Origin of the sequence: Rhizobium sullae (assembly GCF_900169785.1) — a bacterium.
Lineage (GTDB): Bacteria > Pseudomonadota > Alphaproteobacteria > Rhizobiales > Rhizobiaceae > Rhizobium > Rhizobium sullae.
On sequence record NZ_FWER01000003.1, the window covers coordinates 1 to 22,789 of the forward strand.

A 22,789-nucleotide genomic window follows, 5' to 3' on the forward strand; every position below is an offset into this window, starting at 1 on the left:
GCGGCTCGTCGACCCAGGTGCCGCGGCAATACGAACCGAAAAGCAGAATCTTTAAGATCCGGCCGCGCTTCTTGAAGGCGGCCGACGTCCCTGACAGCGCATCGGCGAACTCCTCATGGATGATCGAAACGACGCGGGCAAGCTCGCGTTGCTTTTCTTCCGGCAGATGTTCCAGGGACGATCGCATGGGTCCATCGATAGGCCAAAGACGATTCGCCGTCTACTACTGGAAACGGTAGGCGGTGCGGCCGCTCGCAAGCCGCCGAAATCTCCTTCGGCCTGCGGTGGAGCGGAATGATTCCTAGCTTTTTCAGGGGCGACCTGAAGATAGAGCACGTCCGCTGATCGCGGAATCGGAATCGTGATGACAGCGTCGCTCGTCGCCCACGAGAATTTTCTCGGACCGTCCGTCGGCTCCGCTCCGATGACTTTTCTGCCCCGCGCTTTTACCCGCTGGAGCGCTGGAACTGAAATCGCGGGAGTTGATCTGCGCCGTCTGCGCACTTGGCGATGAGGCGAAGCTGGCCTGTGCAGCGATCCAGACTCCTCCAACGGCGCGCCGCCAAAAAGCGAACAGAAATGAGTAGCTACTATGGCGTCAACCTATCTTGCGCTCGGCCTGTTCGCCCGCGTGTCGATGGGACAGCCTGCAGAGTGCGGAACAGTCACCATCGCTGCTATGAACTGATTGAGTGCCGAGGCTCTTTCGAGCGCCGCTGAGGTAATCCTTGCCTAGGGGCTACGGGTGACCGGATTTGATCACGGGCAGACGGCTCCAGAAACCGGCATATCGCGGCGGCGATCATCTTCGGGCATCCTAAACTCGCTGAATGGAGATCACGCTACCCTGCATAATCCGTGGAAAGGAAACGACAATGAGCAATAGCGACAGCAAAGAGTTCATTCTTGCAGGCGTCGTCATGAAGCGTCTGCTGTCTGGAGAACAGACCGCGGGGCAGTTCTGCCTCTTCGAAAACAACAGCGGTGGAAACACGCGGACGCCGATCCATGTCCACGCCAGGGACGACGAGACGGTTTACATCATCGAAGGCGAGCTGACTGCGGTGATCGGCGGCGAGCCTCGACGCCTAACCGCGGGCGAGAGCATCCTCCTGCCGCGCAGCATTCCGCACCAGCTTATGAACATGAGCGGCAATCCTTGCAGATACATCCTGATCGGGACGCCTGCGCTGTTCGACCGGTTTCTCGAGGAAGGTGGCCACGAACGTCAACCGGACGAAGTCGCAGGACCGCCGACACCCGAGGAGACCGAGCGTCTCCGCGAAGCTTCGCCAAGGTTCGGCATTACTTTGCTCGCGGATTGGCCGCCCCCCAAGTGACGCACACCCGTCCTCGCCTCGAGGGCCGCTGCGCTTTCGCCTCAGCGTGAGGGCTGGGGTTTGCGCTCTCCGCTCCGCTCCCAAGGGCGGTAGGCAATAGCTGTCAGTGGCTGTTGTAAAGCGGCGGCGACACATCTTCGGCAGCCAGATCGGGATAGAGCCTAAGCCTGATGCGTTCCAGCTCCTCCACGTTCCGCCGCTCCCGCTCCATCACCTCAATCGTTACATTGCGCCATGAAGCGCCGGCCGGCTGGTCCCACACCATTCCGCCGGATGCAATGAACTCGCAGAAGCTCCTGCCCGATCTGATGCGGCTGGTGATCTCTACGTAGTGGTTGAAACGGTGATCCATGGAAGCCTCTCAAGCTCGTCCATGCCGAACGGTCGCTCTTAAAAATGACGAGATGATGACGCCTGCGCGGACGCCGCTATTCGCCAATCAGCAACAGCTGCGCTTTTTGTCGCCATCCATGGTGCTCATCGCGGAAAACGGATCATCTGCGTCTCTTGCCGCCTCTCTGCAATCCCGCCTATTCCATCGGCACGGCGATGAACCGCAGATCGCCGTTTGCCGCGGCGATCATCAGCTGCGCGTTACGCCGGCCTTCCTGCTTCAGCGACTGCACCTTCGCCGCGACGGCATCCGGCGACTTCATGAATTCCTGGGCGACCTCGACGATGACATCGCCGGCCTTCAGCCCTTTTTCGGCAGCGGCCGAACCGGGCGCCACCTCCGTCACCACGACGCCGTCCACGCTTTCTGCAATGCCGAAGGTCTTGCGGATCTCGGGGCTGAGCTGCGACAGCGAGAGGCCGAGCACATCCTTCGGCGTCTTGGCATCGGGCGTCACCTGCCCCTGCTGACCGTTCTGGCCATTGCCGGGTGGCGACGGCGCCTGATCCTGATCCTGATCCGGCTCGTCCATATCGTCATTCTCGTCCGGATCCGGGTTGATCACGCCATCCGGCGAAGCGTCGTCGGAAGCAGCCTGATCGCTGTCCTCCAGACGGCCGAGCGTCACCTTGACAGTCTGCTCCTTGCCGTCGCGCATCACCACGACATCCACCGCCTTGCCGACAGGGCTTTCGGCCACGACGCGTGGCAGGTCGCGCATCTCGTTAACCGGCTTGCCGTCGAATTTCAGGATGACGTCGCCCGCCTTGATCGAACCGTTATCGACTGGCCCGCCCTTGATGACGCCGGCGACGAGCGCGCCTTTGGCGGTATCGAGACCCAGGCTGTCGGCCACGTCGTCGGTGACCGGCTGGATACGCACGCCGAGCCAGCCGCGGCGCGTTTCCCCAAATTCACGAAGCTGGTTGACCACGCCCGCAGCAAGCTCCGAGGGCACCGAAAAGCCAATACCGATCGAGCCGCCGCTCGGCGAAATGATTGCCGTATTAATGCCGATTACCTCGCCCTTCATGTTGAAGAGCGGGCCGCCGGAATTGCCCTTGTTGATCGCCGCATCCGTCTGGATGAAGTTGTCGTACGGGCCTGCGTTGATGTTGCGGCCGCGGCCCGAAATAATGCCGACGGTCACCGACCCGCCGAAGCCGAACGGATTGCCGATCGCCATGACCCAGTCGCCGATGCGCATGTCGGCGGAATCGCCGAATTTCACGGCCGTCAGCGGCGTCTTCGGCTCGACCTTCAGTACCGAAAGGTCGGTCTTCGTGTCCGTGCCGATCAGCTTCGCTTTCAGCTTGGTGCCATTGGCGAAATTCACCTCGATGTCGTCCGCGCCCTCGATCACGTGGTTGTTGGTGACGATGTAGCCCGATGGATCGATGACAAAGCCGGAGCCGAGCGAGCTCACATTATGGTTGCTGCCCTGGCCGCCTTGCTGCTTGTTGAAGAAGTCGTTGAAGAATTCCTGGAACGGTGAGCCGTCTGGTGCGCGCGGTGCCGGGCCGGCACCTTCGTCGCCCTTGACGTTCTGCGAGGTGGAGATGTTCACCACCGCATCGAGAAGCCCTTGAGCAAGATCGGCAACAGAGGCCGGACCATTCAACGGAGGCGCGCTCTGCGCTTCAGCAGCGCCGGTAAGACCAATATTTGCCAGAAGTGCAACCCCGGCCAGGAGCGCGAGCGATCGTCTGAAGGTCGGGCGTGTCGTGGGGGCCATCAAGCTTCCTCTATGCGGTCAAAGCGGCAGTCTGACCATCAACATAGGGCGGAATGATGGAGCGTGAAATCACCTTTTCGAGAAATCCCGTGCAATCTGCGTCAGTGTCTGACGAGCCAGACGAGCACGACGCCAAGCACCACGGCGCCAAGTCCGAAGATGCGAAGCTGGCGCTCGGGAACCATTGGAAGCAGCCGCGCCATCTCGACAAGAAAACGAGGGGCCAGTGCGTAGACCAGCCCCTCGATGATGAGAAAGAATGCGATTCCGGTCAGGAAATCCTGCATCCGTAACGTGTCAGTTTGACGGGGCCAAAGGGGCCGTCGTTTGAGGCGGAGCCGGAGGCGTCGTACCGGCCGGATTGTCGAAATAACGGAAGAATTCCGAATTCGGCGACAGCACCAGCGTCGTATCCTGGGACGACAGAGCTGCGGAATAAGCCGCCATCGAGCGGTAGAACTCGAAGAACGACGGATCCTTGCCGAAGGAGTCAGCGAAGATGCGGTTGCGTTCCGCATCTCCCTGACCGCGGATGATTTCCGCATCGCGCTGGGCTTCCGCCGTGATTTCGACCACCTGGCGATCGGCGATGGCGCGGCGGCGCTGGCCCTCTTCGGTGCCTTGCGCGCGAAGCAGCTCGGCCTCGGCAAGACGCTCGGCACGCATGCGGCCGTAGGTTTGTGGCGCCACCTGCTGCGTCAGATCGGTCCGGCGGATACGCACGTCCTGGATATTGATGCCGAGATTTTCGGCGTCGCCATGCAGGTCGTCGCGCACTTCGAGCATCATGGCCACGCGCTCGTCCGAAAGGGCGGCATCAAAGTCACGCAGACCGTAGACACGGCGGAGAGACGAATCGAGCTGGGTGCGAAGACGCGCTTCGGCGGCCTCGCGGTCGCCCGACACCGTCTCGCGGAACTTGCGTACGTCCTTGATGTCGTAGATCACGAAGGCATCGACGTCGAAGGTCGATCCACCGCGAACCTGGACGCGGATATTGTCGAGGTCGAAGCGCAGCGCCTGCTTCTCGACGATCTGAACGCGATCGGCATCCATGAAGGCTAAGGGCAGCTTGAAGTAGATGCCCGGCTCCGTCTTCACCGACTGGATCTGGCCGAAGCGCACGACGATTGCCTGCTCGCGCGCATTGACCACGAAGATCGAGGAATAAACGACGACAAGCACAACGGCGAGCAGAATGATGATAACGGGAAGTCTGTTCGAATTCATGGCTCAACCTCCCTGCCGTGCGGGTTTGCCAATCTCGTTGAGCGGCAGATAGGGAACGATCCCCTGCTTCTCATCGATCACGACTTTCTTGGAATTCTTCAACACCTGTTCCATCGTCTCGAGGAATAGCCGCTTTCGGGTCACTTCGGGAGCCTTCGAATATTCTTCGTTGATGGCAGTGAAGCGCTGCGCCTCACCGTCCGCTTCATTCACGACACGGTTCTTGTAGGCCGCTGCCGCTTCGCGAATCTGTGCCGCATCGCCTCGTGCTTGGCCGAGCTTCTGGTTGGCGTACTGGTTCGCCTCTTCGACGAGACGCTGCTTGTCCTGTTCGGCGCGCTGCACCTCTTCGAAGGCATCGGCGACATCGCGTGGTGGCGCTACGTCCTGAATGGTGACCGCGGTGACGGCAATGCCCGAGTTGTAGCGATCCATCGTGCCCTGCACGATAGCGGCAACTTCCGTCTCGATCGGCTGGCGGTTGTTGCGGAACGCATCCTGGGCCGGCCGTCGGCCGATGATTTCGCGCATGGCGCTTTCGGCGACCTGCTGCAGCGTTTCGGCCGGGTTTTCAACGTTGAAGAGATAGGCCTTGGGGTCGATCACGGTGAAGAAGACCGAGAACTCGACGTTCAGGATGTTCTGGTCGCCAGACAGCATGAGACCCGTCGAAGCCGAGGCGGAGGTCGAGCCGATATTCTGCTGCTGCACCGTTACCTTGACGATCTCGACGGTTTCCATCGGCCAGAAGTGGAAATGCAGACCGGGCGTCGAAATCTCTTCCTTCGGCTGGCCGAAGCGAAGCTCGACCCCGCGCTCGTCCGGCTGGACGATATAGATGCACTGGAAAAGCCAGAAGACGACGAGAACCGCAGCGATGATCACCGCAACGCCGCCGTTGAACCCGCCGGGGACGATGTTGCGCAGCTGATCCTGGCCGCGCCGGATGATGTCTTCGAGATCGGGAGGCCCGCCCCGGCCGCCGCGTGGACGCTTCGGTCCCTGCCCCCATGGTCCCTGATTGTTACCGCCGCCGCCGCCCCATGGGCCGCCGCCGCCATTCTGATTGCTCCAGGGCATCAAAACCTCGTTGTTTGTTAAACTCCCAATCACATCGTGCCCGCGGGGGCGGCAGGCCTTAAGCGATTGTGACCGTTATAGGTATCACCGCTGCCGCTTTCAACGCGGCATGAAGAAGTTGGCGATGTTTATTGATAAATATTTCGTTTTCAGGCGCTGCGACGCTCATAGATGACGAAGCGGGTCGGATAATTGTCCTTTTCCCCCGCAGGCACGTCGATTGCTTCAACCGCCATCCAGGCGGAGGGGTCGATTGCCGGGAAGGACGTGTCGCCCGCAACTTGGGTTTGCACGTGCGTGACGCACATGCGGTCCGCAAGCGCCATTGCCTGTGCATAGATTTCTCCGCCGCCGGCTATGACGATCTCGGTCTGGCCGGCCTGGCGTGCCAGCCTTTCGGCAATGCCGATCGCCTCGGGAAGAGAATGAGCCATCGTGACGTCCGGATGGTCGATCGTCGCGTGCCGGGAAATCACAACATGCGGGCGTCCTGGCAGCGGTTTCCCGAAACTCTCATATGTCTTACGCCCGACCACGAGCGGCTTGCCGAGCGTCAACGCCTTGAAGCGCTTGAGATCGGTCGAAAGCCGCCAGGGCATATCGCCGTCGCGGCCGATAACGCCGTTCTCGGCCACCGCAACGACAATGGTCTTTCTGATCTCGGACATGGACTTCCTGAGTGAAATAACGGCTTTGTCCACCGGGTCTACCGCGGGGCAGGCCAACAAGCAAGACAAGGCTCGACGAAATGCCGCCCACGCCTGCGGCACGTCTCAATGCGAGACATCGCATCGCAGCATAGGCATTTCGTAAACCACGCCGCATGTTTGGATTTTACTCCAGAAAATGCTACGTTAAGTTGAGATTTATGGGAGACAGATCAGCGCAGAACAATCGGCCGTGCCGCATCGACCTCGTTATCGTCGCGATGGCGGCGGGGCTTTTCGCGTGGGTTGTTACGGGCGGCAAGGCCGGCTCTCCGGTAACGACAGGTCTGGGCACGGCATTCGCCTGGCATTTTATGGGCTTTCCCATCATTCCCGTGAAATTCAGGGAACGGATGCTCGGGCGGCCCGGAAAGCGTCTGTTAACGGCTGTCGGCCTAATCCGGAAAGGATAATGAAAGGCTGGTGCGAATGACGAATGCGATACCTCGATTCGATGTCATCTGCGACCCGATGGACCGATGGATCGTCTGGGACCACGTCACGGAGTCACCGGCGTCGTTCGGCGGACGGATTCTCGACGGGCTGGACGAACAGGAGGCATCGAGGCTCGCGGAAGTCATGAACGAGCTTCAAAGACGTCAGCAGACACTTGGCGATCGCGCCGGCAAGCGTTCGGCGCGCTAGAACAAGCGTCCGTTAGACGGCGACCGGGGCGTCGATCCGGTCATGCGACTGATATCCTACGACCTCGAAATCGTCGATACGATAGCCGTCGATCCCGTCGGGCTCGCGCGTCAGCACCAGCTTGGGGAAAGGCATCGGCTTGCGCGCAAGCTGCTCTTTGGCCTGGTCGAGGTGGTTCAGATAGAGATGCGTATCGCCTCCGACCCAGATGAGTTCACCCCGATCCATCTGCACCTGCTGCGCGACCATCGCAAGGAGCGCCGCCTGCTGGCATATGTTGAAGGGCGCGCCGAGGAAAATATCGCAGGACCGCTGGTTCACAAGCATGGAAAGCTGGGGCCGGCCGCGGCCGCTCTGCAGTCCGGAAACGTGAAACTGATAGGTCATATGGCATGGCGGAAGCGCCATCTGATCTATCTCGCCGACATTCCAGGCGTGGAACAGCATGCGCCGGCTCGTGGGATTGGTCTTGAGGCTATGGATGAGCGCGCCGATCTGATCGTGCTCCACCCCGTTCCGGTCAAGCCACCGCCTCCACTGCTTGCCGTAGACCGGCCCGAGATCGCCCCATTTCGCTGCAAAGGCGTCGTCCTCGATAACGCGCTTCTCGAACGCGTCCTGGGGTATCTCCTCGCCGGTTGCCTTGCGGTATGCGGCAAGCGGCCAGTCCGTCCATATCTTGACGTTTTCCTTGAGCAGCGACTGAATGTTCGTCTGTCCGGTCAAAAACCAGAGCATCTCCTTCACCGCCGTCTTCCAGAAGACCTTCTTGGTGGTGAAGGCGGGAAAGCTGCCGTCCGAAAGATCAAAGCGCATCATCGCTCCGAACGTCGAAAGTGTGCCCTCGCCGGTGCGGTCCATCCGCCGGTCGCCCTTTTCCAGCAGATGGGCCATGATATCGAGATATTGATATTCAGGATGGCGAAGCATCTGTGTCTCCAATGTGCGGCTGCCTGGGTTGCAGAAAATCAACCCGGCCGCTGCCGATTCCGCTTGGACGAATTTAAGCGCTCCTGCCGCTCAAACCAACTGCGAAGAGGGCTTATCCCGATAATTCTGCTGCCACATGCAACGCTTTTGTGACGTATCCCCTTTCCATGCGCTTCGGAAAACACTATATCACCCTTGCCGGTTTTCGGACCGGCTATGGCGATAAATGAGCGATGTAATAAACCTATTGGACCCGGGGGCGGTACCCGGCGCCTCCACCAAAAACAGCCGGTTCACGACTGCTTTTGATGGGGGCGAAACAGGATCGACAAGGGTGTAAAGATCGACTTTTTGCTCGGCATGATACCGCCGTTATCGGGTCACAAGTGTAGTTGCAAACGACAACAACGCTAAGGAATACGCTCTCGCTGCCTAACGGCGGTGCGGGAATTCCGCTCTAAGTCCTTTTGGTTAGCACCTTAAGGCGGGGTCCGAAGGCACCTGGCAACAGAAGCCTTCACCTTCTCCCTGCCGCCCAAATCATGTATTGTTTGTGAAGATGACTCGGACACTTTGCCTTTCCCAAGGCCGCCGGACATGGCATATACCCTTGTGAAAAGACTTCCGAACCAAAGAAAGACAGGAAAAGTATGGGGCAGGACCACATCCGCTACGACATTTTGGCACAGGACGCGCTGCGTGGTGTGATCCGCAAGGTCTTGTCCGAAGTCGCGACGACGGGCCGCTTGCCCGGCGACCATCATTTCTTCATCACGTTTCTGACCGGCGCACCCGGCGTCCGCATCTCGCAGCATCTGAAATCCAAGTATCCGGAACAGATGACCATCGTGGTCCAGCACCAGTTCTGGGATCTGAAGATCACCGAATCGCTGTTCGAGATCGGCCTTTCCTTCTCCGACGTGCCCGAAAAGCTGGTCATCCCCTTCAATGCCATCCGCGGCTTCTATGATCCTTCGGTCAATTTCGAGCTCGAATTCGACGTGCCGCTGACGGACGGTGAGGAAGTCCCCGCGGGCGAAATCACCGCCTATCCGGTCGCACCCGAAAAAAGCGAAGAAACGCCTGCGGCAAAACCCGCCGAGGGCGACGAGAAGAAGCCGGGATCCGTCGTCTCGCTCGACGCCTTCCGCAAGAAGCAGTAATTGCCAAGGGAAGCATCTGCTTCCCTTTTTCATGTGCCCTTTTCCAAGCCGGATGGAGGTAAGCCATGAGCGCCGAGATCATCAATCTCCGCCAGTTCAAGAAAAAGCAGGCCCGTTCCGAAAAGGAAAAACAGGCCGAGCAGAATCGTGTCAGTTTCGGCCGAACCAAGACCGAAAAACAGCTGAGCAAAGCACTGAACGAGAAGGCCGAAAAAGCGCACCGCCAGGGCCGGATCGAAAAAGACGAAGGCGGCGAATGACGGCGCATCGAAGCCGAAAAGAACCCGCAATGAATCGCTTGGCGGCGCTTCCTCACTCAACTTATCAACTCCGCGAAACAGGCCTGCGGAAAGCCTGATGATCCGCAAACATTCCGCCAGCCTGCACGGGCACCGCACCAGCTTCTCGCTGGAAGACGAATTCTGGGCCGAGCTGAAGGCCATCGCCACAGCCCGCGCCATTCCGCTCGCGGCCCTCATATCCGAAATCGACGATAACCGTGCGCCGGAAAGCAACCTCTCCTCCGCGCTGCGCACCCATGTCTTGAGCTGGCTGAAAAACCGCAGCTAAGCGGGCTTTCACTGCGGCAACGGCACGCCCGGCAAGGCATCAAAATTCAATCGATTGCCCGTTATCGGTGGCGGCTGGTTGAGCTGCAGCGCGCGCCGCGCCGCCTCTTCCGCGGCTGCTTTCGCCTCGGCCTCCGCCCTTGCCTTGGCTTCAGCCTCCGCATTGGCTTTCGCTTCCGCCTCGGCCTTTTGCCGCGCAGCTTCCGCAGCGAGCGTCCGCAGGCGCTGCTCTTCGCCACTGCGCTGGGCCTCGATCGCTGCGGCTCTTGCGCGTTCCGCATCGTTGAACTTGTAAAGCGCCACCTCGCGACGCAGACGCTGCTTTTCCAGGACGTTCGACTGCAGACGCTCGACACGCCGGCGTTCGCGTTCAAATGCACGCAGCGACAGATATCCGGCAATATCGGTTACATCCATCGTCCGGCCGGGCGATGCAAGCAATCCGGAATAGTTGAGCCGCAGCGCGGGCTCCGCGCCCGCAAGCGCTTCCTCGCCCGGATTGAGAGCAATGTTCAGCGATGCGTTGATACGCTCTTGCGGGAGGCTCAACTGCGCATTGCCGGTGACCTTGGCGAGTTCGGTGGCAACGTTGACATTCTGGACGCGAAGCACGCCGTCGGTGATATTGAACGGAATGCCCGTCGGCGGAAGTTTCGCCTCGCCGTTGTTGAGCAGCGTCTCGACGATCGGATGTATCTTTCCGGCATTGAGCTGGTCCTGCATCGGATCCGTTGCCGCAAGCAGCGGTGGCAGGAGCGCGAGGTTCAGCCCGCGCACGCTGGTTTCGCCAAGCCGCATCTCGCCGGACCCGGTGAGCGAACTCAAGAGCTCCGTCATCGTCTTGCCGGAAGCTTCCATGCCTAGAGAAAGCCCAAACTTGCCGTTCGCAACCGGCGCACCGTCGCGTGGCCAGACGACGCCAGCAAGGTCGGAATCGGCCAGCGAAAGCTTTGTCTGAAAGAAGCCGGTGCCTTCGGCATTGGTGAAAAGCAGGTTACCGGAAAGCTGGCCGCCGTCCCAGCCGCCCTTCATGTCGTTGAGCTGCAGTTCGTCGCCCTTATAGACGACATTGGTGGTGAAGCCGGTCAGGGCCGCCGACCATCCCGGCCAGAGCTCCTTGGCCGAGAGCTTCAGGTTGACATCCATATCTTTGAAAACCGGCTGCCCGAGTGCAGCGGTTGAGAAGTTGCCCGTCGCCGCATCGGTCATCGGGCCATAGACGGCCTCACCCAGCCAGGTCGCATCGGCGCGGTCAAGCGCGAGCTCGCCGCTTGCCGTCGTCCTGTCCGTTTTGCGGTCGACCGTCAGCGCACCCGAAAACTGATTTTCTGCGGCATGACCCTTGAGGTCGGAAAAAACGATCTTGTCGCCATCGACGGTCGCCGTCGTCTGCAGCCCGAAGGGCAGCCCGGTGCCCATCTGCGGCAGCGCGATGCCGTTCATCACGAGATATGGATCGAGATCGGCGCTTTCGAGCGAGACGCCGATCTGGCCGTTCATGAAATTCCCAGGACGGACATCGACCTTCCCATTTGCGGTAAACGACGTCCGGTCCGTCGCAAAGGTCAGCGATGCATCGGCCGGATCGGTGCCGGTTGCCTGGACCTTCAGGGCGAGCCGGCCGTTGGCGTCAGCCTCGATCGGAAGGGGATCGAGACCCGCCTGCCCGAACAGGATCGAGGTCGTGCTGTTTTCGAGTGTCGCCTCCAGGCTCGTCGTGCCCGCGCCGGTCAGTGCCAGCAGGTCCGACATGCGGTAGTCGAGGTTCACACGGCTGCCGTTGGAAACGCCGGCGAGCGTCAGCGCAAGCCCGTCGCCCTCGTCACCGCCGAGAGTCAGCGCGCCGCGCAGCGCCGTGTTGGTGTACCAGGCAGCATTGCGCACCAGCCTGTCCATCACTGGATGCTGCGGCAGATGCTCCTTCAGCATCGTGAAGAAAGATCCCGGATCGGCGGACTTGAAGGTGATCTCGCCCGAGCCTTTGTAATCGAGCAAGGAGCCTTCGGCCCGGCCGGTGGCGGTGAGTTCCGCACCCGCCAGATTCTTGGCGACCAGCTTGTCGATGGCAAGCGCCCCGTCGGCGATCGTAAAGCTGGTCTCGACATTCTCCGCCTCGACGCCGAAGGCGCTGAACTTGTCCGCCTTCAGCTGCGCCGTGATCTTGTGGTCGAGCACGTTTTCGCCTGCGTCCTGGCCCGTGAACAGGCCTGTCAGTGCCCTCAATGCATCGAGGTCGAGCGCATCGCCGGCAAGGTCGACATTCAGGAGCAGCGGCTGGTTCTCCAGCGCCTGCCGCTCGAGCTTACCCTTCAGCGTAGCCGGACCGATGGCAATCTCCAAATTGTTGAAGCTCTGCCGCTGATGCGTCAAGCTGACGTCGGCGGAAAAGCCCGCCTGCTTCAATTGACGGATCGCAGGATCGACCGAGCCCGCAAGCCAGGAGGCAAGCCCTGAGGGCTGATTGGAGGCAACGGTAATCCGTCCATTGAACGAAGGTTCGCCCCTCAGCGTCAGCTGACCCTGACCCTCCACCTGGGTGCGCCCGGGCAGCGTTCCAACGGCATTGTCGATCGTCCAGCCGTTGCCGGCCGGCTGCAGATCGAGCTGCACGTCGCGGATCGTCGTGTCCCCGGCAACGATTGCCGGCAGCTTGACGCTTGCCTTGCCCGGCACCTGCGGTACGGGAATCTGTGCAATGATGCTAATCAGCGAATTGAGCCGCTGCCGGGCGGACTGGCCGGGATCACGCGCGGTCTTACCGCCGGCGCCTTGATTGCCGATCCTGTTCACGTCGATCTGCTGGCCATCGGCGATCAGCAGGAACTCGGGCGCGTTGCCAGTATCAAGCGTCGCCTCGCCGGTGATCACATACGGATCCTCCACCGAGCCGATCTCCATCCGGTATTCGGAAAGCCGGATGCGCTCGTTGGTCAGTTCGAAGCGGCCCTTGAGGCGCGGCGGCAGCACGTTGTTTTCGACGGATTTGGCCGTGCCGCGGTTCTCGACCGCAGCGGATATGAGACCCTGATAATTCGGCTTTCTGTCGATCAGCTTCAACTGGCCATCGAGATCGATTTTGACCGGACGCTGACTAGGTATCAATTGCGTCCTGACCTGCAGCGCACCGGTTTCATCGGGCTGTCCGCTGGAAATCGAAAAGCTGCCATGCTCGCCGTCGAGCGCGGCATCGCCTTCGATCCGCCAAGGGCCTGCCAGCGACCTCGCCGACATCTCCGCGTTCAACCCCGTAATGTGGCGGGCACGGCCAGACTGATCGTCGATGAACTGCACGTCGCCGCCGGTGACATGCACGCTTTCCAGAATGACTGTCTTTGCGGGAATTTCCGGCCGGCTGCCGCGCATCCAATCGAGTGTGCCGTCCTTGAGCAGCCGCAAGCGCAGCTTCGGGTTGACAACGCGCATATCGAAAATCAGCGCCTCGCCGGAAAGGAACGGCGCAAGTTCGGCATCCATGGCGAATTGTTCGATCTGCACGACCGGCTGACCGTCGGATTCCTGTCCGACACGAACGTCATGCAGCGTTACCGCAGGAAAAGGCAAAAGACGCGCATCGACTGTGCCATGCACCGTCACCTTCTTACCGATAATGCGGCTCGCCTGATCCTCGAAATTCATGCGGAAGTCTGTCCAGTCGATGAAAAGCGGCGCGAGCAGTGCCACGAAGAGCACTACGACGATCACTCCCCCCAGAAAGACGAGGAACCGGCCTATCAATTCAAGCATTCTCCATTCGGGATTCTGTTGCCGACACTACTGTCATTCATGCCGGGAGCAAAGCCGAAGATCATGAGATTGTTCCGTTTTCAGACAAGATGGAAAATCTTGCCCGGATTGAAGATATTGTCCGGATCGAGCGCTTGCTTGACCTGCCGCATAAGTCCTACGGCGCCGCCGAGTTCCTGCTCGAGAAACGCCATCTTTCCCTGTCCGATCCCATGCTCTCCGGTGCACGTTCCATCCATCGCAAGAGCCCGCTGATTGAGCCGCGTCACGAAAGTCTCCGCAACGGCGACACCTTCCATCGTCTTGTCGTCGAACAGGAGAAGCACATGGAAATTGCCATCTCCTGCGTGACCGACGATCGGCGCCAGCAGCCCATGTTCCCGGATATCAGCCTGCGTCTCGGCAACGCAATCCGCAAGTCGTGATATCGGAACACAAACATCGGTCGAAAGTGCGGCAAGCCCCGGCGCCAGCGCGCGGCAGGCCCAATAAGCATCGTGCCGCGCCTTCCAGAGCTTGTTGCGCTCCTCTGCATTTGCCGTCCAAAGGAATTCGCCGCCACCGCATTCGGCCGCGATCTCGGCAAACTGCGCCGATTGAAGTTCGACGGTTTCGTCGGTTCCGTGGAATTCGAGGAAGAGCGTCGGGCTTTCGGCGTAAGCCAGACCTGAATAGGCGTTGCATGCCTGCATCTGCACGTCGTCCAGCAATTCGATGCGCGCGACCGGAATGCCCATCTGGATCGTCATGATGACCGCATCGCAGGCGGCTTTGATCGTCGGGAACGAGCAAGCCCCGCCCGCGATCTTCTGGGGAATTCCCTGCAGCTTGAGCGTCACCGAGGTCAGAATCCCGAGCGTGCCCTCGGCGCCCACGAAAAGCCGCGTCAGATCGTAGCCCGCCGAGGATTTGCGTGCCCGGCGCGCGGTGCGGATTTCCTCGCCATTGGCCGTCACGGCCGTGACCGAGAGCACATTGTCCTTCATCGTGCCGTAACGCACGGCGTTGGTTCCGGAGGCCCGCGTCGAAGCCATGCCGCCGATCGAGGCATTCGCACCGGGGTCGATCGGAAAGAAGAGCCCGGTGTCACGGAGATAGACATTCAGTTCCTCGCGCGTGATACCCGGCTCGACGGTGCAATCGAGATCTTCGGCATTCACTTCGAGAACCCGGTTCATCCGGCTGAAATCGATCGAAATCCCGCCGTTCGGGGCATTCACCTGTCCCTCCAGCGAAGAGCCGGTGCCGAAGCCGATGACCGGCACCTTGTGCTCGGCACAGACCCTGACGGCGGCCTTCACGTCATCGGCCGTCTCTGCAAACAGCACGCCGTCCGGCAGCTGTGCAGGAATGTATGTGGTCGTATGCGCATGCTGGGCGCGGAAGGATTCGCCGGTCTGGAAGCGCTCGCCGAAGCTCTGCTTCAATATTCCAACCGCTGCGGAAATGCCCGCCTCGTTGCGTTTTCCAGCCTTCGCGTCCCTGAGCGCCATCCTGTTGATCTCCCATGCATTCCACCATTACAGGCAGGCTGGTATGAGACAACGGATGGCGCCTGTCCAGTCAAGAGTCTCAGCCGGCGGCTCAAACGAGAGGTGGATTGAGCCGCGCGAAGCCTTCCTGTCTCCTGTACGGGAAATAAGGGTAAGGCGCCGGCACAGCGCTGACCTTATTGAGCCTCTCGACCTGCTCCTTCGTCAGCGACCAGCCGACGGCACCGAGATTCTGGCGCAGCTGCTCCTCATTGCGGGCCCCGATGATGACGCTGGACACAGTCGGCCGGGCGGTCAGCCAATTGATGGCGATCTGCGGCACCGTTTTACCGGTCTCCGCGGCAATCTCATCAAGAACGTCGACGATGTTGAAAAGCGTCTCGTCATCGACCGGCGGGCCGTACTCCGCCGTCTGGTGCAGCCGGCTTCCTTCCGGCAGCGGCTGGCCGCGGCGGATCCTGCCGGTGAACCTGCCCCAGGCGAGCGGGCTCCAGACCAGCGCGCCAACGCCCTGATCGGCAGCAAGCGGCATCAGCTCCCATTCGTAATCGCGGCCCGCCAGCGAATAATAGACCTGGTGCGCCACGTGACGCGCGTAGCCGTGTCTCTCAGAGACAGCGAGCGACTTCATCAACTCCCAGCCGGCAAAATTCGACGCGCCGATATAGCGGAGCTTGCCGGCAGCAACGAGACGATCAAGCGTCGAAAGCACCTCCTCGACCGGCGTCGAGGCATCAAAGGCATGAAGCTGCAGCAGATCGATATAATCGGTACCGAGACGGCGAAGCGCCTCGTCCACGGATTTGATCAGCCGCGAGCGCGAGCTTCCCCAATCCGCCGGCCGATCGCCCATCGGCAATGCCGTCTTCGTGGAGATGAGCACGGCGTCCCGCTTTCCGCGAATCGCCTGCCCCAGAACCTCCTCCGACGCGCCCGCCGAATAGACGTCGGCTGTATCGAAGAGATTGACTCCCGTCTCAAGGCAGATGTCGACCAGGCGCCGGGCCTCCGCCGCATCCGTATTGCCCCATGCGCCGAACAGCGGGCCGCTGCCACCGAAGGTGCCTGCGCCGAAACTCAACACCGGTACCCTGAGGCCGGATGCGCCGAGATTTCTGTATTCCATGGCTTGTCTCTCCTGTTGTCTGTGGACAGATAGACAGTCACTGAAGCGCGATATAGATTGCCTGAAAGAAAATCATTTATGATTTGAATTCATCATGAGCCGTCAAGACATCAATCGCTCCGGCGAAATGGAAGTGTTCGTCCGCGCCGTCGAGCTCGGCGGCTTTACAGCCGCGGCATCCGCCTGCCGGATGACCCCATCGGCCGTGAGCAAGCTCGTCGCCCGGCTCGAAGCCCGGCTTGGCACACGTCTCATCAACCGCTCGACGCGGCGCCTGCTGCTCACGCCGGAGGGCTGCGCATTCTACGACAGAAGCGTTTCCATACTTGCCGATATCGCCGAGGCCGAACGCTATGCGTCAGCAGGCGAGCAGGCGGCGGGGCCGATCCGCATCAATACCAGCGCGTCTTTTGGCAATCATGTGCTCGCGCCGCTTCTGCCCTCTTTCATGACGCTTCATCCGGCCGTGACGCTCGACATTTCCTACACGGACAAGATCGTCGATCTCATGGAGGAGCGCACCGACGTCGCTATCCGCGCCGGCCCGTTGAAAAACTCCAGCCTGATTGCCCGCAAGCTCGGGTCGGCCCGCAAGTTGATCGTCGCTTCGGCGGACTACCTTCGCCGCCATGGCGAGCCAAAGTCGATCGCCGATCTCGATAAACACTGCCGCATCGGCGTTTCCTATTCCCGCGCCATCCAGGGATGGCCGCTTCTCGATCAGGGTGAAAGCATACTTGTCCCAGTCGCGCCGGGCGTCCAGGTCGGCGATGGCGAAGGGATGCGCCATATGGCACTTTCCGGCGCCGGCCTTGCGCGCCTTGCCGTCTTCACCGTCCGCGCCGACATCGCCGCAGGAAGGCTCGTGCCCGTCCTCGAAGACCTGAACCCCGGCGACATCGAGGAATTCTATGCCGTCTATATCGGCCAGGGCGGTCCGTTGCCCGCCCGCGTCCGCGCACTGCTCGATCTTCTCGCGGCTAACGTTCGTCTCTGAACCGAAAGTCCCCGCCAGGGCCAGATTTCGCAATTGACCCCAGCGGGTGCTGACAAATATACCGGCCATGCGTCTTCGGCTGACTTGGCCGGTCCTTTCGTTTTCGCGAATACTTCCCCTTCTTGCCGGATCGCGGCCTTCCTCCTGCATTGGTCAAAAAGATACCGTTCGATGCCGTTTAAAGCCGCAAGCCGAGCCTTGCAGAAAGCCAGCCTGCCGAGATGGCTGCTACTGCTTAGCCTCTCCACCGCCCTCGTTGTCGTGCTCGAACTTTTCGCCCTTCCGGCATCGCTGCTCGTGGGGCCGATGATCGCGGCAATCTTTCTCGCTTTGGTCGTCGGCAAGGGCCAGATGCGCGTGCCTTATTGGCCCGTGCAGTTCGGTCAGGCCTTGGTCGGGCTGATGATGGCGCGCGCCATCACGCCGGACATTCTCGCCACGATGGCCAAGGACGCGCCGCTCTTCATGCTGGTCATCGTCTCGGTGATCGCCGTCGCAGCCGTGCTCGGCTATCTCCTAACTCGGCTGCAGGTGCTGCCCGGCACCACCGCCGTTTGGGGCTCGTCCCCTGGCGGAGCCTCGGCCATGGTCATTATGTCGGAGGCGTATGGCGCCGACGCCAGGCTCGTTGCCTTCATGCAATATCTGCGGGTCGTCTTCGTCTGCGTTGCCGCTTCCGGCGTCTCGCGCCTCTGGGTCGCCGCAGACGGCGGCGAGCCGCCACCGCTCATTCTCTTTCCGCCGATCGACTGGCCGGCCTTTGCCACAACCGTGCTGCTTGCCTGCTGTTGCATCTACGCCACCTTCCGTTTCCGCGTGCAAGGCGGCACCATCATCCTGCCGCTTCTCGCAGGCTCCCTGCTGCAGGGTTTCGGCCTCTTGACGATCGAGCTGCCGATGTGGCTCCTTGCGATCAGCTACGCCCTGATCGGCTGGAGCATCGGACTGCGCTTCACCCGCTCGATCCTGAAGCATGCCGCCCGCGCGCTGCCGCGCGTCTCCGCCTCCATCCTGCTTTTGATGTCGATCTGCGGGCTGATGGCCGTGGCGCTGCATAAATTTGCGGGCGTCGATCCCCTGACGGCCTATCTCGCCACCAGTCCCGGCGGCGCGGATTCAGTTGCCATCATTGCCGCCTCCAGCGATGTCGACCTGCCCTTCGTCATGGCGATGCAGGTGGGGCGCTTCGTGATGATCCTGCTGACCGGACCGATGCTCGCGCGCTTCATCGCGCGAAAGAGCGGCCTGGCTGAGAACCCCGCCTGAGCGCGGCCCACTGGCCGGGCGTCATGCCATAGGCTTTTTTGAAATGCCGGTTCAGATGGCTCTGATCGGCAAAGCCGGTGGCAAAGGCGACTTCGGATAACTCCCCGCCCTCGCCGATCATCGCCCGCGCTTGCTGTAGCCGTCGCATCAGGAGATAACGATGCGGACTGGTCGCGAATGCGGCCCGGAAATGCCGCGACAATGTAAATCGATCGAGTCCCGTCACGGACTCAAGCTCGCCGGAACGCACCGTTCGCGTCGCGTGTTCTTCAAGGTAGTCGCGGGCGCAACGAGCCTGGTTCCAGGCAACGCTCGCCGGCAGCCTGCGCAACGCCTTCGCATGCCTTATGAGCCCGTCCGCCACGCGCATCAGGAAATCGTCGACGAAGAGCTCGTCAAGTTCGTGATTGAGGTCGGTCAGCGCGCCGAGCAGGACATTGGCAAGATCCGCATCGCTGATAACCGGCTGATCGACAAAGGGGAGCCCGAGTTTCTCCGCTTCGAGGCATTCGGCAAGCAGCGAGGGTTCAAGGTAAAGGATGCGGTATTGCAGCCCGTCATCGGTGCCTGCCCCGCCGTCATGCTCCTCGTCCGGATGCAGCACGATCACCTGACCGGGCATGCTGAAGCGCCTTTCGCCGCGATAGGAGAACGTCTGCACGCCCTTCAGCGTCACACCAAGCGCGTAGGTGTCGTGCCGGTGCGGTTCGAAGGCGTTTCCACTGAATTTCGCCTCGATGCGTTCGATCCCAGGAAACGCAGGCGCTGCCACGATGCCGTCGCCGCCCTGCGGCACGCACAAACGTTCAAGACCTTCGAAAACCTGCGGCATTACATCCTGGCTCAACGCGACCTCGAAACGCATGAAAGAGACTGGAATGTTTGATACCAAAATCGCGATCGTCCTGCGAAACAATCTTGCGTCATGGCAAAAGCTGAATGTGACCGCCTTCCTGATGAGCGGCATCGCCGGCCGGAATGCGGAGATCATCGGCGAGCCCTACAGGGACCGCGCAGGCAACATCTACAATGCCATGTCCATCCAGCCGATCATCGTGCTTTCCGCCGATGAGGCGACGATCGCGGCGATCCATCGGCGAACTCTGGAGCGCGAGATCCCATCCTCGCTGTTCATCGAGGAGATGTTCGCGACCGGCCATGACGCAGCCAATCGCACCGTCTTCGCCGAATACGCGCCGGACGATGCCAAGGTCGTGGGCATCGCCTTGCGCGCCGAAAAGAAGACTGTCGACAAGATCACCAAGGGCGCAACGATGCATGCCTGAACCGAAAACAGCCGGGCGATTGCCCGGCTGCCGGATTTAGCGCAGTCGAGATCAGCTCTCCGTGATCGGCGCGATCTGAATTTCGACGCGGCGGTTCTGTGCGCGTCCTGCTTCCGTCGCGTTCGGCGCGACCGGCTGCGACGGGCCGAAGCCGACGGCGGAGACGCGGCGCTGGTCGATGCCCTGTCCGCCGAGGTAGCCGGCAACCGAAAGGGCGCGGCGCTGCGACAGATCCTGGTTATGCTGCAGGCTGCCGGTGGAATCCGTATGGCCGTTCACATCGATCAATGTGCGGTTGAATTTCCTGAGAACGACCGCCACCGAATTCAGCGTCGGGTAGAAGCCCGGCTTCACGGCATCCTGGTCGATGTCGAAAGTGATGTTCGACGGCATGTTCAGGATGATGTTGTCGCCGTTACGCGTCACCGAGATACCGGTTCCCTGCAGCTGGGCGCGGAGTTCCGCTTCCTGCTGGTCCATGTAGTTGCCAATCGCACCGCCTGCGAGCGCGCCGAGACCGGCGCCAATCAGCGCCGCGTTGCGGCGTCCGTGCGCGGAACCGCCGACGGCTAGACCGACAAGCGCGCCACCCACGGCGCCGAGTGTAGCACCGCCAGCCGTATTGGAGACTTTCTGCTGCCCCGTATAGGGGTCGGTCGTCGTGCAGGCGGTCAGGTAGCTGGCGGCGACCGCCAGAAGTATGAATTTCTTGATCATGGACAGAAAGCTCTCCGTTCGAAGCTGATCCGAGCAAATATTATGGAATGCGGCAACAAGATGAACGCGTACCCTCCGATAAGACAAAATCAGTGGATTGGACACGTCTCGCTTGCACAAATCCCGGGGATATCGCCAATTTGCCACAACAGCCTCAACAGTCACGGTCATATCGAGGCAGGAGGGATCGCAGACCGCTCAGAAGTTTTGGAAGAGCTGCCTTACGGTGTCGTAGCTGGCATTGGCGATCGAGAGCGCTTGCAGGCCCAGTTGCCGCTGCGTCTGCAACGCCGTGAGCTTGCTCGATTCCTCTTCCATATTGGCATCGACCAGACGTCCGATGCCTGAGCTGTACGCGTCGAAGAGCGTTTTCGCGAACTCGTTCTGCAGCTCGATGCGCTTCTCCAGCGCACCAAAAGCCGAGCCCACAGTAGTCATCTGTCTCAGTATGCCATCAACAACGCTGATCATTTCATCGACCTGATCTTTTGTCGTTGAGGACGAAAGCCCGATCTCGACCTGTCCGGTGGTATTGCCCGCCTTGCTCAAAATCATGACGTAATTCTGAGAAGCGCCGATTTCGGTCGCGAAATAGGATGATGTCAGAGCGCCGTATTCGCCGCTCCCGCCGGAACGGTCGTCGACGAGGTAGCGGGCATCCTTCGATGTGGTGACGCCTGTCGACGGCAGATCGATGTGATAGGTCAACGTTCCGATCGAAACGGTGCCGTCGGCATTGCGGATATAGGATGCCGGAATCTGCTTCGGCTGGGTGGGATTGTCTTCATCCGTCAGGACGACCCAGTTGTCGCTGTTGAAGGCTGCGGCTTCGGCCACGGAGCGCAACTGCGCCTTCAGTTGCGTCAGCTCGTCATTGATCTTTTCCTTGTCGACGCCCTGCTCTGTCGCCGCGACAAGTTTCGCCTTGATCTCGGAAACGACATCGACGGCGCTGGCAACGCCCGTATACGCCGTGCCCATCGTGGCGGCCGCCATGCCGAGCGCATCCTGGATGGCCGCATGCGCCTTGTTGTCGGAGCGGGCCGTCGTCGCAACCGACCAGTAGGCGGCATTGTCGCGGGCCTGTTCGACGCGAAAACCGGACGAGACCCGGTTTTGCGTCCGCGTCAGGCTGCGATTGATATCGCGAAGCGTATGCAGCGCCGCATCGACAGATGTGCGTTGAAAAATACTCACGGGAACGGAACTCCGAACATAACTATACGCAAACTACAAACAGTGAACCGTGTCCGCGAAACGTCATGTTCGGGCGCTGAAATCAGCGGGTGACAAGCCTCCGAAACGCTGGAGGCCTTTGATCGGTTACGGGAAGATCATTGCGTTTTATGCTTAAGAAACATCTAACGTTCAGAAGAAATTTATCATGTTTTGCAACCGTTCATTGACTATGAAAACGCCTGTGGCTTTTACTTTGTCATTGCAAATGGGAAAATGTCATACGCCCGTAAGGTTTAGCCGATAAATGAAGGACGATTTTCCGCTAACGATTTTACTGAAACGCCCCTTTGCCAAAACGATTTCAAGATCGAACACCGCCGTCGTCGACTCGCACGATTGCGGGGGAGCAGTGGTCGACGGCACGTCACATTGCTCGCGAGTTGGACAAGATACTCGATGGCAGCGATCCGAGGAAGGTCTTCATCAAATACCAGCGTCGACGCGACCGATTTAGGGTCAATCTGACGAAGGCCCCGGGGCTGTAGGGACCTTATCCCCCAGCATACGTGCGAGCATATTTCTGATGTGGTCCTGCGCGCCGTAGAAAATAGCCGCGACAATGATTGTGCGGCTATGTTCTACCGGTAGAAACCAAATAGCCGCCTTGTCTCGCCGAAGAAACGTCATCCCGGGATGAGTATCGGGCCTCAGGGTCCCGATATAGCGCGTATCAACGAGACGATCGATTTCGACACGCAATTTGCGGATCCGTTCAGCGGTACGCTCCACAGCCTCGTCCGGCGAGTCCACGAGTTCGACATAGGCGTCGAACAGATGATCGAAGATCAACTCGAAATCGCGTTCGGCATCCTCAGAATATTTAAGGGTCCACACGAACAACCCGTCGCTTCCGCTCAATCATCGCCGCGACGCGGCTTTCCATTTCCGTCGCAGAAATCATCGGTCCGTTCAATCGCCGCCGGACCAATTCGCGAAGCGCTGCCGTTTCGACGGTCTCGGTTTCCGTCTTTTGGCGAAGCAGTTCTAGGCCCTGCTGAAGAACGGAACTCATGCTGGAATACCGGCCGCTCTCCACCAGCGAACGGGCAAACGCATCCTGCTGGTCGGTCAGCGAGATCGACGATTTGACACTCATCGGTTTAACTCCTTTGGGCCTAAGTTGCTACT

At 60.4% G+C, this 22,789-nt stretch carries 23 protein-coding genes, 1 other RNA gene and 1 pseudogene; 9 read left to right on the top strand and 16 right to left on the bottom strand.

Annotated elements, in window-relative coordinates; genetic code table 11:
* Positions 1 to 187: pseudogene (locus BN1800_RS03645) on the bottom strand (nucleotidyltransferase); the annotation flags it as partial.
* Between the two features lie 688 nt (positions 188 to 875).
* Here BN1800_RS03645 and BN1800_RS03650 point away from each other — a divergent pair.
* Positions 876 to 1,340 (top strand): cupin domain-containing protein, encoded by a 465-nt coding sequence (locus BN1800_RS03650; RefSeq protein ID WP_086994527.1) that lies wholly within the window; start codon positions 876 to 878, stop codon positions 1,338 to 1,340.
* A gap of 103 nt (positions 1,341 to 1,443) precedes the next feature.
* On the opposite strand, the gene BN1800_RS03655 is transcribed toward BN1800_RS03650, so the two are convergent.
* The 6 genes from BN1800_RS03655 to BN1800_RS03680 form a co-directional block, all read right to left on the bottom strand.
* Positions 1,444 to 1,692, bottom strand: a complete 249-nt coding sequence (locus BN1800_RS03655; RefSeq protein ID WP_086994530.1) for a hypothetical protein — start codon at positions 1,690 to 1,692, stop codon at positions 1,444 to 1,446.
* Between the two features lie 178 nt (positions 1,693 to 1,870).
* Complete coding sequence (locus BN1800_RS03660; protein WP_086994533.1) at positions 1,871 to 3,469, bottom strand: DegQ family serine endoprotease; 1,599 nt, start codon at positions 3,467 to 3,469, stop codon at positions 1,871 to 1,873.
* A 101-nt stretch (positions 3,470 to 3,570) separates the two neighbouring features.
* Positions 3,571 to 3,756 (bottom strand): DUF2065 domain-containing protein, encoded by a 186-nt coding sequence (locus BN1800_RS03665; RefSeq protein WP_086994536.1) that lies wholly within the window; start codon positions 3,754 to 3,756, stop codon positions 3,571 to 3,573.
* Between the two features lie 10 nt (positions 3,757 to 3,766).
* Positions 3,767 to 4,699 (bottom strand): protease modulator HflC, encoded by a 933-nt coding sequence (gene hflC, locus BN1800_RS03670; RefSeq protein WP_086994539.1) that lies wholly within the window; start codon positions 4,697 to 4,699, stop codon positions 3,767 to 3,769.
* Between the two features lie 3 nt (positions 4,700 to 4,702).
* Positions 4,703 to 5,779 (bottom strand): FtsH protease activity modulator HflK, encoded by a 1,077-nt coding sequence (gene hflK, locus BN1800_RS03675; protein ID WP_086994543.1) that lies wholly within the window; start codon positions 5,777 to 5,779, stop codon positions 4,703 to 4,705.
* A 149-nt stretch (positions 5,780 to 5,928) separates the two neighbouring features.
* A complete protein-coding gene (locus tag BN1800_RS03680; RefSeq protein WP_086994546.1) occupies positions 5,929 to 6,447 on the bottom strand; it encodes a dihydrofolate reductase in 519 nt (172 codons plus the stop codon).
* Between the two features lie 468 nt (positions 6,448 to 6,915).
* On the opposite strand from BN1800_RS03680, the gene BN1800_RS03690 reads away from it, so the two are divergent.
* Positions 6,916 to 7,131, top strand: a complete 216-nt coding sequence (locus tag BN1800_RS03690; protein ID WP_086994552.1) for a hypothetical protein — start codon at positions 6,916 to 6,918, stop codon at positions 7,129 to 7,131.
* A 12-nt stretch (positions 7,132 to 7,143) separates the two neighbouring features.
* Here BN1800_RS03690 and thyA read toward each other — a convergent pair whose 3' ends face one another.
* Positions 7,144 to 8,061, bottom strand: a complete 918-nt coding sequence (gene thyA, locus BN1800_RS03695) for a thymidylate synthase (protein ID WP_086994556.1) — start codon at positions 8,059 to 8,061, stop codon at positions 7,144 to 7,146.
* 158 nt (positions 8,062 to 8,219) lie between these two features.
* On the opposite strand from thyA, the gene ssrA reads away from it, so the two are divergent.
* From ssrA to BN1800_RS03715, 4 genes are all read left to right on the top strand, one after another.
* Positions 8,220 to 8,583, top strand: a transfer-messenger RNA (tmRNA) gene (gene ssrA / locus BN1800_RS03700).
* Between the two features lie 128 nt (positions 8,584 to 8,711).
* Positions 8,712 to 9,224 (top strand): SspB family protein, encoded by a 513-nt coding sequence (locus BN1800_RS03705; RefSeq protein ID WP_086994559.1) that lies wholly within the window; start codon positions 8,712 to 8,714, stop codon positions 9,222 to 9,224.
* A 65-nt stretch (positions 9,225 to 9,289) separates the two neighbouring features.
* Positions 9,290 to 9,484 carry a DUF4169 family protein gene (locus BN1800_RS03710; RefSeq protein ID WP_086994562.1) on the top strand — a complete coding sequence of 65 codons (195 nt, stop codon included), beginning with the start codon at positions 9,290 to 9,292 and terminating at the stop codon, positions 9,482 to 9,484.
* 97 nt (positions 9,485 to 9,581) lie between these two features.
* On the top strand, positions 9,582 to 9,794 hold the full coding sequence (locus BN1800_RS03715) for a ribbon-helix-helix domain-containing protein (RefSeq protein ID WP_086994565.1): 213 nt from the start codon (positions 9,582 to 9,584) through the stop codon (positions 9,792 to 9,794).
* Positions 9,795 to 9,802: 8 nt separating this feature from the next.
* Here the strand turns inward: BN1800_RS03715 and BN1800_RS03720 are convergent, their stop codons facing one another.
* From BN1800_RS03720 to BN1800_RS03730, 3 genes are all read right to left on the bottom strand, one after another.
* Positions 9,803 to 13,528: an AsmA family protein gene (locus BN1800_RS03720; protein ID WP_086994956.1), complete on the bottom strand. Its 3,726-nt coding sequence runs from the start codon at positions 13,526 to 13,528 to the stop codon at positions 9,803 to 9,805.
* 89 nt (positions 13,529 to 13,617) lie between these two features.
* Positions 13,618 to 15,030 carry an FAD-binding oxidoreductase gene (locus BN1800_RS03725; RefSeq protein WP_086994568.1) on the bottom strand — a complete coding sequence of 471 codons (1,413 nt, stop codon included), beginning with the start codon at positions 15,028 to 15,030 and terminating at the stop codon, positions 13,618 to 13,620.
* 91 nt (positions 15,031 to 15,121) lie between these two features.
* Positions 15,122 to 16,156, bottom strand: coding sequence for an aldo/keto reductase (locus BN1800_RS03730; RefSeq protein ID WP_086994571.1), 1,035 nt, complete (start codon positions 16,154 to 16,156; stop codon positions 15,122 to 15,124).
* Positions 16,157 to 16,250: 94 nt separating this feature from the next.
* Here BN1800_RS03730 and BN1800_RS03735 point away from each other — a divergent pair, with 94 nt between their 5' ends.
* A complete protein-coding gene (locus BN1800_RS03735) occupies positions 16,251 to 17,153 on the top strand; it encodes a LysR family transcriptional regulator (protein WP_086994574.1) in 903 nt (300 codons plus the stop codon).
* Between the two features lie 171 nt (positions 17,154 to 17,324).
* Positions 17,325 to 18,419, top strand: a complete 1,095-nt coding sequence (locus BN1800_RS03740) for an AbrB family transcriptional regulator (protein WP_086994579.1) — start codon at positions 17,325 to 17,327, stop codon at positions 18,417 to 18,419.
* On the opposite strand, the gene BN1800_RS03745 is transcribed toward BN1800_RS03740, so the two are convergent.
* Entirely contained in the window at positions 18,379 to 19,266 is an 888-nt protein-coding gene (locus BN1800_RS03745; protein WP_086994958.1) for an AraC family transcriptional regulator, read from the bottom strand. The genes BN1800_RS03740 and BN1800_RS03745 overlap by 41 nt on opposite strands.
* 31 nt (positions 19,267 to 19,297) lie before the next feature.
* On the opposite strand from BN1800_RS03745, the gene BN1800_RS03750 reads away from it, so the two are divergent.
* Positions 19,298 to 19,705, top strand: a complete 408-nt coding sequence (locus BN1800_RS03750; RefSeq protein ID WP_086994582.1) for a DUF2000 family protein — start codon at positions 19,298 to 19,300, stop codon at positions 19,703 to 19,705.
* A 51-nt stretch (positions 19,706 to 19,756) separates the two neighbouring features.
* Here the strand turns inward: BN1800_RS03750 and BN1800_RS03755 are convergent, their stop codons facing one another.
* From BN1800_RS03755 to BN1800_RS03770, 4 genes are all read right to left on the bottom strand, one after another.
* Complete coding sequence (locus tag BN1800_RS03755) at positions 19,757 to 20,422, bottom strand: YiaD family glycine zipper/OmpA-like lipoprotein (RefSeq protein WP_086994585.1); 666 nt, start codon at positions 20,420 to 20,422, stop codon at positions 19,757 to 19,759.
* 198 nt (positions 20,423 to 20,620) lie between these two features.
* Positions 20,621 to 21,619 carry a flagellin N-terminal helical domain-containing protein gene (locus tag BN1800_RS03760; protein WP_086994587.1) on the bottom strand — a complete coding sequence of 333 codons (999 nt, stop codon included), beginning with the start codon at positions 21,617 to 21,619 and terminating at the stop codon, positions 20,621 to 20,623.
* Positions 21,620 to 22,117: 498 nt separating this feature from the next.
* Positions 22,118 to 22,501 (bottom strand): type II toxin-antitoxin system RelE/ParE family toxin, encoded by a 384-nt coding sequence (locus BN1800_RS03765; protein ID WP_179213742.1) that lies wholly within the window; start codon positions 22,499 to 22,501, stop codon positions 22,118 to 22,120.
* Complete coding sequence (locus BN1800_RS03770; protein ID WP_027508768.1) at positions 22,482 to 22,757, bottom strand: type II toxin-antitoxin system ParD family antitoxin; 276 nt, start codon at positions 22,755 to 22,757, stop codon at positions 22,482 to 22,484. Before BN1800_RS03770 ends, BN1800_RS03765 begins: the two co-directional genes overlap by 20 nt.
* Between the last annotated feature and the right edge of the window lie 32 nt (positions 22,758 to 22,789).